The sequence below is a fragment of the Meridianimaribacter sp. CL38 genome, from assembly GCF_004328055.1.
Lineage (GTDB): Bacteria > Bacteroidota > Bacteroidia > Flavobacteriales > Flavobacteriaceae > Gaetbulibacter_B > Gaetbulibacter_B jejuensis.
Genome location: NZ_QKWS01000001.1, coordinates 555,068 through 568,206, shown reverse-complemented (window position 1 = coordinate 568,206; position 13,139 = coordinate 555,068). Strand labels below are relative to the sequence as shown.

The following is a 13,139-nucleotide window of genomic DNA, read 5'->3' as shown; positions in this document are numbered from 1 at the left end:
TAATTACCTTGCGAAAACGTTTTCGTGTTAAAAACTTTTTTAAAAATGAGAGAAAACAATAAAAAACAGCTTAAAATTATTAAATATGTAATAAAGTAATACCTTTATTGTCATCTTCAAAAAAATTGAGATGAGTCTTATTTTAACAATAAGATGTTTATTGAAAATTATTTAGCAATTTTTACCTTTATAAGGTACAAAAAAATATGAAAAGAAAGATTACCCTAAAACAGATTGCAAGAGAGTTAGATGTGTCAATTTCTACGGTTTCAAAAGCGTTAAGAAATAGTGCAGAAATTAGTGATGATACTAAGCAAAAAGTTCAGGCTTTTGCGAAACTCTATAATTATCGTCCAAACAATATTGCTTTAAGCTTAAAAAACCGAAAAACTAAAACTATTGGAATTATAATTCCAGAGATAGTACATTATTTCTTTGCTAAAGTGATAAGAGGTATCGAGTTAGTAGCCAATAGAAGAGGTTATAATGTTATTATTGGGCTTTCTAATGAGTCTTTTAATAAAGAAGTTATCAATATGGAAATGCTTGCCAATGGTAGTATAGATGGATTTGTACTCTCTATTTCCAAAGATACATTAGCACAACAAGATTATCATCATTTTTACGAAACCATAAATCAAGGAATGCCAATTGTGATGTTTGATAGGGTTGTAAACGAGGTTAATTGTGATAAAGTTATTGTAGACGATTTAAAAGGCTCTAAAAAAGCAGTTAATAAACTTATTGAAAATGGTTGTAAAAACATAGCAATCATTACTACTAAAGACTATGTGAGTGTAGGTAAACTTAGAACTCAAGGTTATTTAGAAGCTTTAGAGGACCATGGTATTGAGCCACAATCAGACTTGATTTTAAAAATTGTAGAAGAATTAGACTCAGAAGATCATTTAGAAGATCTAGAAGCCGAAATAGAACAACTTTTTAAAGAGAATAAAAAGATAGATGGTGTTTTTGCTGTAAATGAACTTTATGCTTTAACAGCAATGAAAATAGCCAGAAAGCTAAAGAAAAAAATACCTGAGGATATACAGTTTATAGGATTTACTGACGGAGTTTTATCAAAACACGCAACTCCAAGTTTAACAACGGTAAGTCAACATGCGCAAACTATGGGCGAACAAGCAGCTGAATTATTGATAGACAAATTAGAAAATGAAGACGATGAAGAAAACTACCAAACAGTTGTAATTGAGACCGAATTAATTGAAAGAGAATCTACCAAATAGAAATTTAACATTGCGTATTTAAAAACTTTTATATCTTTACCGCCAGAAATCAAAACTTATATTTTCACTTCTCACCATAAGTTTTGATGAGTATATGCTTATCAAAATAGTATTAATCTAAATTATACTATTAATGAAAAAGCGTTCCTTAAGTTTTTGGGAAATCTGGAATATGAGTTTCGGTTTCCTAGGAATTCAATTTGGTTTTGCGTTACAAGGAGGCTTCATGTCTCGAATATTTCAAACACTTGGTGCTGATAAAGATGCTATTCCATTGTTATGGATTGCAGCTCCTTTAACAGGATTACTAGTGCAACCCATCATTGGTTATTTAAGCGATAAAACTTGGCACCCACGCTGGGGAAGACGTCGTCCATATTTTTTAATCGGAGCTATTTTAAGCTCGCTTGCGCTGTTTTTAGTACCACATTCTTCAGTTTTGTGGATGGCTGCAGGGTTTTTATGGATTCTTGATGCTTCTATCAATATTTCAATGGAGCCTTTCAGGGCTTTAGTAGCAGATAAGCTACCCAATTCGCAACGTTCATATGGATTTGTTGTGCAAACACTTATTATTGGTATTGGTACTTGGATAGCAAGTAATTTGCCTTGGATGGTATCGCAGCTAGGTGTTAGCGATGCAGCGCCAAAAGGTGTTGTGCCAATGTCAGTAAAAGTAGCCTTTGGTATTGGTGCTGTTGTGTTTTTAATAAGCATACTATATACCGTATTTACCACATCCGAATATCCTCCTGAAGATATGGAGGAATTTGAGCGTGAACGAAAAAAGAAAAACCGCTTTATTCCTGATATTTTAGAAAATATAGGCAAAATGCCACTAACAATGAAAAAACTAGGACTTATACAGTTCTTTAGTTGGTTTGCGTTTTTTACTATGTGGAGTATGGCAAATCCTGCGCTTACAGAGCATGTGTTTCAAACACCTGCACCAATAGAAGCAGCATTTGATTTAACTAATGCATCACAAGCCGAAGCTTTTGATACGGCAAATACAGCATTTCAGAAATCATCTAACTTGGTAGGTTCTGCAATGGGTGTTTATGGGCTGTCATCTATGGCATTTGCATTATTACTAGCATTGTATACATCTAAAAAACGTATAAACAGAAAATTTGTTCACATGGGTTCTCTTATACTAGGAGGCGTTGGGTTTATGTCTATGTACTATGCAACACCAGAAACCTTAAAGTACTGTTTTATTTTAATAGGAATTGCATGGGGAAGTATCCTTTCAATGCCGTATGCAATGTTATCGAGTTCAGTAGATCCTAAAAAGATGGGAGTTATTATGGGTATCTTCAATATGTTTATTGTAATACCTCAAATTATAGCAGCACTTGGTGGTATTAATTATGTGTCTAGTCTTTTAGGTGAAGATGCTATTAATGCTATGACTGTTGCTGGTATTAGTTTAATTCTAGCAGCACTTTGCAACCTGTTTATTGTGAATAAAGACGCAATTTCATATCAACCAGAAAACGAAATAAATTAAAATGAATACAAAAGGATTCATATTTGACCTAGATGGTGTTATTGTAGATACTGCAAAATACCATTTTTTAGCATGGAAAAAATTAGCCAATAGTATTGATGTTGATTTTACTGAAACACAAAACGAACAACTAAAAGGTGTAAGTCGTGTAAAATCTTTAGAAAAAATCTTGTCTTGGGGAAATAAAACAATTTCAGAAGATGAGTTTATGGCATTAATGGCAAAAAAGAATGATGATTATTTAAGCTACATAGATAAAATGGGAGAAAGCGAAATTCTTCCAGATGTGCCAAAAATTTTAAATCATCTTAAAGAAAATAATCAAGGCGTAGCTTTAGGGTCGGCAAGTAAAAACGCTAGAAAAATACTTCAAAAAGTAAATCTTATTTCAAACTTTCAGGCCATTGTAGATGGTAACGATGTAAGTAAGGCAAAACCAGATCCAGAAGTATTCCTTATAGGTGCAAAAGCACTTAACCAAAAACCTGAAAATTGCATTGTGTTTGAAGATTCTGTAGCAGGTGTTCAAGCAGCAAATAATGCCAATATGATTTCAATTGGTATAGGTGACAAAACAGTGTTATCTGAAGCAGATTATGTGTTTAAAGATTTCACTGAAATAAGTATAGAATTTATAGAAGAATTAATAAAGAAATAAGTTGTCGTTGTAGCGATAACAAGACAATATATTAAAATTATGAACCAAGATTATATTAAACCAGATAATTGGTCAATCATAGAAGAAGGGTTTCATGCAGAGCGCGTAGAATCATCAGAAAGTTTGTTTAGTATTGGCAACGGAGCCATGGGACAACGCGCTAATTTTGAAGAACAATATTCAGGAAAAACCTTTCAAGGAAGCTACATAGCAGGTGTATATTATCCTGATAAAACACGTGTTGGTTGGTGGAAAAACGGCTACCCAGAATATTTTGCAAAAGTACTTAATGCGCCAAACTGGATTGGTATTAATGTAGCAATAAATGGCGAACAGTTAGACCTAAACAAGTGCAAAACGGTTCAAGATTTTAGACGAGAACTTAATATGAAAGAAGGTTGGTTGTCTAGAACTTTTAAGGCAACACTTCAAAATGGTATAGAAGTAGAGGTTAACGCAAAACGTTTTTTAAGTCTTAACCAAGACGAAATGGGAGTAATCAATTATCAAGTAACACCATTAAATAGTGATGCTGAAATTGTATTTCAACCTTATATAGATTCAGGAATTACAAACGAAGATACCAACTGGGACGATAAGTTTTGGGACACTACTCAAGTAAGTCACGATAATAACCAAGCGTTTATTCAGGCTAAAACCATGAAAACCGATTTTTACACATGCACGTTCATGGAATCAAAGGTTTTTATCAATGGTAAGTCGGTATTAATCGAGCCAAACGTTAGTGCAGATGCAACATTAGTATCTTACAGCTATAAGCAAAACGTCAAGCAAGGTGAAACATATGCCATTCATAAATTTGGAGGTTACACTGTAGATAGAAACCATGACAAAAACGCATTGGTAACTGCAGCAAAATCAGTGTTGTCAACAGCTACACAACTTGGTTTTGATACTTTGCTAGAGCAACAAAAACAAGCTTGGGCAAACATTTGGGATATGGCAGATATTACCATTAGTGGTGATGTAAAAGCGCAACAAGGTATTCGTTTTAATATCTTTCATTTAAATCAGACGTATTTAGGAAAAGATTCTAGATTAAATATTGGTCCAAAAGGATTTACAGGCGAAAAATATGGTGGAAGTACCTATTGGGATACCGAAGCATATTGCATTCCGTTTTACATGGCTACAAAAGACCAAAAAGTAGCAAGAAGCTTATTGGAGTACAGATATAATCATCTGCAAAAAGCTATTGAGAATGCTGAAAAATTAGGCTTTACTAATGGCGCAGCATTGTATCCAATGGTAACTATGAATGGAGAAGAATGTCATAACGAATGGGAAATTACTTTTGAAGAAATTCATCGTAATGGTGCTATTGCTTTTGCTATTTATAACTACCACAGGTTTACAAACGATTACAGTTATATACCTGAAAAAGGCTTGGAAGTACTTATTGGTATTGCACGTTTTTGGCACCAACGCGCTACGTTTTCAACAGCAAAAAACAAGTATGTTATTTTAGGTGTTACAGGACCAAATGAGTACGAAAATAACGTAAACAACAACTGGTATACTAACTATATAGCTAAATGGTGTATAGATTATGCTATTGAAAATATTAGTAAAGTTGAAGCAGAATACGATACAGACTTTACTAGAATAATGAATAAAGTTAAGCTGTCTAAAGCTGAAATAGCACAATGGAAATCGGTTGCAGATGCGATGTATTTCCCATATTCTGAAGAGCATAATGTGTACTTACAGCAAGACGGGTTTTTAGATAAAGAATTAATAAAAGTTGATGAGCTAGATGCTAGTCAACGACCTATAAACCAATATTGGTCTTGGGATCGCATTTTGCGTTCGCCTTACATAAAACAAGCCGATACATTACAAGGTTTCTATTTCTTCGAAGATCATTTTTCTACTGAAGAGTTAGAGCGTCATTTCGATTTTTACGAGCCATATACTGTTCACGAAAGTTCATTGTCACCTTGTGTTCATAGTATTCAAGCGGCAAAAATAGATCGTATGGAACAAGCTTATACGTTTTATTTAAGAACATCGCGATTAGATTTAGATGATTATAATAAAGAAGTTCACGAAGGCCTACATATTACATCTATGGCAGGAACTTGGATGAGTATTGTTGAAGGTTTTGGCGGAATGCGTGTAAAAGATAATACCTTGTCTTTTTCACCTAAAATTCCAAAAGAATGGGATGGTTATTCGTTTAAAATCAACTTTAGAAATCAAATCATAAAAGTGAATGTTAACCAAGGTAAAACCAACTTCGAACTAGAAGGTGGCGAAAGTTTAGACATCTTGGTAAACGATAAAAAAGTAACGATTGAAGCTAATAGCTTGGTTACTGTTTAATGAGTAAAAGCACACTTAAAACTATTTAACATGAAAACGTACACACCTATATTTTTAATGCTTCTATTGGTTTTAAGTGTGTCTTGTAAAGAGCAAACTTCTACATCAATAGCCAGCAGTCAACCTAAAGCGTTGATTGATAAAAACGATATTGATCGCGTAGAACCACCTAATTGGTGGACTGGTTTTAAAAATGATAGCTTGCAGTTATTAGTACATCACCAAAATATTGGGAGTTACCAACCTAGTATTGAATATCCTGGAGTAACTATTGCACATGTAAGTAAAGCAGAAAAAAGCAATAACTACCTGTTTATAGATGTCATCATTTCAAACAGTACCAAAGCAGGAACTTTCAATATCATATTTAAAAATGATGACAACGAAGAACTCGTAACAACTTATGAGCTTAAAGCTAGAGAAAAATCAGCTGAAGATTTTGTAGGGTTTAATAGTTCAGACGCTATTTATCTAATCACACCAGATCGTTTTGCAAACGCGAATCCAAACAATGATACGTTTGATAATTTAAACGAAAAGCACATAGATAGAACCAATGATTATGCACGTCATGGTGGCGATCTTCAAGGAATTACTGAACATGTTAACTATATTAAAGATTTAGGTTTTACTGCTGTTTGGCCTTGTCCTGTGCTAACTAACGATATGCATCATGCATCGTATCATGGTTATGCCATTACTGATTATTACCAAGTAGATCCAAGATTTGGTACAACCGAAGACTACAGAAAATTAGCTGACGAATTACGAAAAAATAATATGAAGCTAATTATGGACCAAGTCGCAAACCATTGCGGTTTGGAACATTGGTGGATGAAAGACTTGCCATTTAGTGATTGGGTAAATTACCAAGCGCATTACGAAGCAAATAAAGCCAATTGGAACAATGAGATTGTAAAACGTTCATCACACAGAAGAACGGTAAACCAAGATAGCTATGCTTCAAAAATTGATAAACAAGAAATGAGCGATGGTTGGTTTGTGCAAGCAATGCCAGATCTTAATCAACGTAATCCGTTTATGGCAAAGTATCTTATTCAAAATAGTATTTGGTGGATAGAAACACTAGGTCTTGGTGGTATTCGTCAAGATACTTATCCATATCCTGACAAAGATTTTATGAGCGATTGGGCTGGAGCTATAATGGCAGAATATCCAAATTTTAATATTGTAGGTGAAGAATGGTCAAGCAATCCGTTGTTAATTGGATATTGGCAAGATGGTCATCAAAATGCAGATGGTTATGACTCTAACTTACGCTCAACAATGGATTTTGCTATGCAAGAAAAAATAGTTTCTGGATTAAAAAACGAAGAAACTTGGGGAACTGGTCTTAAAGAAATATACACAGCATTGGCTAATGATTTTCATTATACAAGACCTGAAGACATTTTAGTGTTTCCAGACAACCACGATATGAGTCGTATTTTTACGCAATTACAAGGTGATATTACCAATACGAAAATGGCGTTGAGCTATTTGGCAGTATTACCGCGTACGTTTCAAATGTATTATGGTACAGAAATCTTAATGAATGATTTTGATAAACCAGGTGATCACGGATTAATTCGTACTGATTTTCCTGGTGGTTGGGAAGGTGATGCTGTAAATGCATTTACAGGTGACAATCTGGAAGAAACTAAAAAAGATATGCAAAGTTATGTGTCTAAATTGATGAATTTTAGAAAAAACTCTAAAGCCATTCATAGCGGAAAAACCATGCACTTTGCACCAGAAGATAACACCTATGTTCTAGCAAGATTTAATGATGACGAAACAGTTGTTCATATTCTGAATAAAAATGAAGACGCTTTTAATTTGAACACAAACCGATTTGAAGAATTAGGTTTAACAGGAAAAACATTAAAAAATGTATTTACAGGAGAAACTGTAATTTGGAAAGATAGCATTGTTTTAAAAGAAAAAGGAGCCATAGTATTAACAACAAAACTTAAATGAAACAACTAACCTACATCTTATGTCTTCTTTTATTCCAAACAACGTTTGCTCAAGTTACTATTGTTGTAGAGCAAGTGCCAAAGGAAACACCAGAAAATGCTTCGATTTTTATTTCAGGTGATTTTGAAGGTTGGTCTGGAGGACAAAAAGCCTATCAATTAGAGTTACAAGATGGTCGTTATACCATCACATTACCTCAAAGCGAAGGCGCTATTAATTTCAAGTTTACGCAAGGTACTTGGAGTTCTGTTGAGTGTGATAATAAAGGTTTTGCTATTGAAAATCGTAGCTACACATTTGGTAGTAAACCAGATACTTTAAAACTAAAGATAGTAGGTTGGGACAATTTATTTGATGTTGAAAATGCCTCAACAGTAACAAAGCAGGTTACAGTTCTATCAGATACGTTCAACATACCACAACTCAACCGCAAACGACGTGTTTGGTTGTATTTGCCAGCAGATTATAAGACCTCAAATCAATCGTATCCTGTTGTGTATATGCACGACGGACAAAATTTATTTGATAAAAAAACATCTTCATATTCAAATGAATGGAGTGTTGATGAAACACTAGATAAACTATTCCGAAATAAAAATTTAAAGCTTATAGTTGTTGGTATTGATAATGGCGCTAATAAGCGTCTGGATGAGTATTCACCTTTCAAAAATGAAAAATATGGCGGAGGCGAAGGCGATGCCTATTTAGAGTTTATCGTCAATACACTAAAACCATACATTGATGCTAATTACAACACCTTAAAAGATAAAAAGCACACAGCCATTTTTGGGAGTTCAATGGGAGGTTTAATTTCGCATTATGCAGCCTTAAAATATCCTAACGTATTCGGAAAAATAGGTGTGTATTCACCAGCATTTTGGTTTGCACCAGAAATTGAAAATTACACAAAATCGCATGCAAATCTAAACGATACAAAAATGTATTTCCTTGCAGGTGGAAAAGAAGGTGAAAAAGCAGGTTTTGATGAGATAAGTCAGACTGTTAAAGACATGAATCAAATGATTTCTGTTTTAAAAAACAATGGTTTTTCTACTGAAAACATAAGGTCAAAAGTTGTTCCTGACGGAAAACACAACGAAACATTATGGCGAGAAAATTTTGAAGAAGCTATTACGTGGTTGTTTCAAGATGCTATAAAAACGCGTGAGTTTGTTAATGCTTCTTTTAATAATAATGAGCTAAACGTAAAAGTATCTGATGGTTCATATAACATTCAATTCTTTACATCTAAAATTGCAGAAACCACCTTTCTGCCAAAAGGTGAAACTGCAAGTGCAAAACCATCTCACGCAGTGGTTTTAAACAAAGGGTTTTCTGATATTCAATTTTCTGAAACCAATTCAGAAGTGACGTTAAAATCTAAAGATTTATCGGTTCTTATAACCAAATCGCCTTTCAATATTTCATATTGGAAAGACGGAAAAGAAGTCATTTCAGAAAAAAATGGCTACCAAAAAAATGATGCTTTTGAGACCATTCAATTTAGTTTAACACCTGATGAAGTGTTGTATGGAGCTGGAGCTAGAGCTTTAGGAATGAATCGTCGTGGTCATCGTTTGCAGCTTTATAATAAAGCGCATTATGGCTATGAAACTACAAGTGAGTTAATGAATTTTACCTTGCCAATTGTGATGTCGTCAAAACAGTATATGGTACATTTTGACAATGCTCCAATAGGATATTTAGATTTAGATAGCAAAGGCGACAATACGCTGACTTACGAAACCATTTCTGGTCGTAAAACGTATCAGGTCATTGTTGGAGATTCTTGGTATGATGTCATAGATAATTACACTGATTTAACAGGAAAACAACCTATGTTGCCTCGTTGGGCTTTAGGAAATTTTTCAAGCAGATTTGGTTATCATTCTCAAAAAGAAACATTAAAAACCATTGATGCTTTTAGAGAAGAACATATTCCTGTTGACGCAGTGATTCTGGATTTATATTGGTTTGGAGAAGAGGTTAGAGGAACCATGGGTAATTTAGAATTTCATAGAGATTCGTTCCCAAATCCAAAACAAATGATAAAGGAATTACAGGGCAAAAATGTAGAAACAATTCTCATTACAGAACCTTTTATATTAACAACATCTAACCGTTGGAACGAAGCAGTTACCAACAACGCTTTAGCAAAAGATAGCTTGGGCAATCCAGCAACCTATGATTTTTTCTTCGGAAACACAGGCTTGGTAGATGTGTATAGTAAGTCTGGTTACAATTGGTTTAAAGGCATAAATAAAGACTTGTTGAATCTTGGAGTTACAGGAGTTTGGGGAGATTTAGGAGAGCCTGAAGTACATCCTTCTAGTGTAATTCATGCAACAGGAACAGCTGATGAAGTTCATAATACTTTTGGTCACGATTGGGCAAAATTGGTTCAAGATGCTTTTCATGAAGCTTTACCAAATCAACGACCATTTATTTTAATGCGTGCTGGTTATTCAGGTTCGCAACGTTACGGTTTAGTACCTTGGTCTGGAGACGTCAACAGAACTTGGGGCGGATTACAAAGTCAGCCAGAAATTGCATTGCAAATGGGAATGCAAGGTTTAGCCTATATGCATAGTGATCTTGGTGGTTTTGCAGGAGCAAATCTTGATGACGAATTGTATGTGCGTTGGCTTCAGTATGGCGTTTTTCAACCAATTTATAGACCTCATGCGCAAGAGGATGTGCCAAGTGAACCGGTTTTTAGAAGTGAGAAAGCCAAAGCCTTGGCAAAACAAGCTATAGAATTACGCTACAGGTTGTTGCCTTATAACTACAACCTTATGTTTGAAAACAACCAAACAGGAGCACCATTAATGCGACCATTGTTTTTTGAAGAAGCCGCTAATTCAGAGCTTTATAATTATTCAAAAACGTATTTATGGGGAGACAATATTCTAGTTGCGCCAATTCTTGAGGCTGGACAAAAAACGGCATCGGTTTATTTTCCAAAAACATCTAATTGGTTTGATTTTTATTCCGATGAATTATACAAAGGAGGTCATCCAATTAATTACGAAATAAAAGAGAATAGCATACCAACATTTGTGAGAGGTGGAAGTTTTATTCCTATGGCAAAACCAATGCAATCAACAAAAACCTACAATGGTTCGGTATTAGAACTTCATTATTATTTTGATAAAGAAGTAGGAAATAGTGATTATCAAATGTATAATGACAATGGTTCAACTATTAATGCTTTTGAAAATGGAAACTACGAAATTCTCGAATTCAAATCTGAAAGCAATCAACGCTATTTAGAATTTGAGTTTAATGCAGAAATAGGCAAGCATTTTTCAAGTGAAATAAAAGAAATCGAGCTTGTTGTTCATAACATTTCTAAAACACCAAAAACAATAAAAATAGGAAGTCAAAAAGTTGAAGTTGATTACAATATCAATAATAAAACCTTAAGACTTGATGTGACTTGGGATACTTCAGCCAAAAAAGAAATTAAAATAAAGCTTAACAAATAATATGCGTTCAAACTATATAGTTGCTCTAATTTTAATCGCTTCAGTGATGTTCAGTTGTAAAAATGAAAACAACACGACACCAAATAATAGTGAATTGAAAGCAAATGCAACAAAGCAAAAAATGAAAAAGAAAGAAGTCGTATATCAAGTCTTTACGCGTCTGTTCGGAAATACCAATACCAATAACAAACCTTGGGGAACTTTAGAAGAAAATGGTGTTGGTAAATTCAACGACTTCACGGACAAAGCACTTACTGAAATTAAAGATCTCGGAGTCACACATATTTGGTACACAGGTGTGCCACATCATGATGTGATTACTGATTATACTGAATTCGGGATTTCTAACGACGATCCAGATATTGTAAAAGGTCGTGCAGGTTCGCCTTATGCCGTAAAGGATTACTATAATGTTAATCCAGATTTAGCCGAAAATGTTGAGAATAGATTACAAGAGTTTGAAGCCTTAATTGAGCGTTCACACAATGCAGGGTTAAAGGTTTTAATAGATATTGTGCCAAACCACGTGGCTCGTAATTATCAGAGTCTAACTAATCCTGAAGGCACAACGGATTTTGGTGCAGAAGATGATAAAACCGTGACTTACGTAGTCAATAACAACTTTTATTATAATCCAGGAGAACCATTTAAAGTACCAAATTGGGAAAACGGTTACCAACCTTTAGGTGGCGAAAACCATCCAAAAGCAGATAGTAAGTTTGAAGAAATTCCTGCAAAATGGACAGGTAACGGTTCAAGAGCGTCGCAACCTAAAATGCACGATTGGTACGAAACCGTAAAAGTTAACTATGGAATCAATCCAGAAGGCAAAAAAGATTTTGACGAACTTCCTGAAGGTTTCGATAATGAAGATTACAAAGCACATTATAACTTCTGGAAGGACAAAACCGTACCAAGTTCTTGGATAAAGTTTAAAGATATCGCCTTATATTGGACAGCCAAAAGCGTGGATGGTTTCCGTTTTGATATGGCAGAAATGGTGCCTGTGGAATTTTGGAGTTATATGAATTCGCACATCAAAATGCAGAATCCAGATGCCTTTTTACTCGCTGAGGTTTACCAACCACATCTGTATAGAGATTACATCAAAAAAGGAAAAATGGATTATCTGTACGATAAGGTGCAATTGTATGACACCTTAAAACACGTAATGCAAGGTCACGGAAGTACATACAATATTCCACCAATTCAAGAGGATTTAAAAGATATTGAGCACCATATGCTTCACTTTTTAGAAAATCACGATGAGCAACGTATTGCAAGTCCAGATTTTGCTGGCAACGCTGAAAAGGGAAAGCCTGCAATGGTGGTTTCTGCAACTATTAGTACATCGCCAACAATGGTATATTTTGGTCAGGAATTTGGCGAAAAAGCCGAAGAAGATTTAGGTTTTGGCGACCCAACACGAACCTCAATTTTTGATTATGGAAGTGTGCCGAGTGTTGTACGTTGGGTAAACAACAAACAGTTTGATGGAGGCCAATCTACCGAAGACGAAAAAACATTGAGAGATTTTTATAAGCGCTTATTAAACTTCACGATTAATAGTGATGCTTTAATGGGAGACTATCAAGATTTGCAACATTACAATCAACAACATACAGAATGGTATAACGATAAAGTCTTAAGTTTTTCACGTTGGAGTGATGATGAAAAGCTAATTATCATTTCAAACTTTAATGCCGAAAATACTTATGGTTTTGAATTGCAATTGCCAGAAGATTTGGTTTCAAAATTAGGTTTGAAAGATGGAGATTATCAAGTGGAAGATCAGTTGTACAAGAATTATACGTCAACCTTAAAAGTTGAAAACAGTAGAGCAAAAGTGAGGATAGATATAAAACCTCTGGAATCTTTCATTCTAAAAATCAACGAATAATTTAAAT

The 13,139-nt window shown here is 34.4% G+C and carries 7 protein-coding genes; all 7 read left to right on the top strand.

All coding sequences use genetic code 11. The features are described 5' to 3' along the window. Window positions 1-206 precede the first annotated feature (206 nt). The 7 genes from DMZ43_RS02605 (at window position 207) to DMZ43_RS02575 (ending at window position 13,132) form a co-directional block, all read left to right on the top strand. Window positions 207-1,247 carry a LacI family DNA-binding transcriptional regulator gene (locus tag DMZ43_RS02605; RefSeq protein ID WP_131506090.1) on the top strand — a complete coding sequence of 347 codons (1,041 nt, stop codon included), beginning with the start codon at window positions 207-209 and terminating at the stop codon, window positions 1,245-1,247. Window positions 1,248-1,380: 133 nt separating this feature from the next. Continuing rightward, window positions 1,381-2,760 carry an MFS transporter gene (locus DMZ43_RS02600; RefSeq protein WP_131506089.1) on the top strand — a complete coding sequence of 460 codons (1,380 nt, stop codon included), beginning with the start codon at window positions 1,381-1,383 and terminating at the stop codon, window positions 2,758-2,760. Between the two features lies 1 nt (window position 2,761). After that, window positions 2,762-3,418 carry a beta-phosphoglucomutase gene (gene pgmB, locus DMZ43_RS02595; protein WP_131506088.1) on the top strand — a complete coding sequence of 219 codons (657 nt, stop codon included), beginning with the start codon at window positions 2,762-2,764 and terminating at the stop codon, window positions 3,416-3,418. Window positions 3,419-3,457: 39 nt separating this feature from the next. Beyond that, on the top strand, window positions 3,458-5,764 hold the full coding sequence (locus DMZ43_RS02590) for a glycoside hydrolase family 65 protein (RefSeq protein ID WP_131506087.1): 2,307 nt from the start codon (window positions 3,458-3,460) through the stop codon (window positions 5,762-5,764). A gap of 30 nt (window positions 5,765-5,794) precedes the next feature. Beyond that, the gene (locus DMZ43_RS02585; protein WP_131506086.1) at window positions 5,795-7,744 is read left to right on the top strand and encodes a glycoside hydrolase family 13 protein; all 1,950 of its coding nucleotides are present in this window, start codon (window positions 5,795-5,797) and stop codon (window positions 7,742-7,744) included. Further along, window positions 7,741-11,232 (top strand): TIM-barrel domain-containing protein, encoded by a 3,492-nt coding sequence (locus tag DMZ43_RS02580; RefSeq protein WP_238155759.1) that lies wholly within the window; start codon window positions 7,741-7,743, stop codon window positions 11,230-11,232. Before DMZ43_RS02585 ends, DMZ43_RS02580 begins: the two co-directional genes overlap by 4 nt. 1 nt (window position 11,233) lies before the next feature. Continuing rightward, window positions 11,234-13,132 (top strand): alpha-amylase family glycosyl hydrolase, encoded by a 1,899-nt coding sequence (locus DMZ43_RS02575; RefSeq protein WP_131506085.1) that lies wholly within the window; start codon window positions 11,234-11,236, stop codon window positions 13,130-13,132. Window positions 13,133-13,139: the final 7 nt, after the last annotated feature.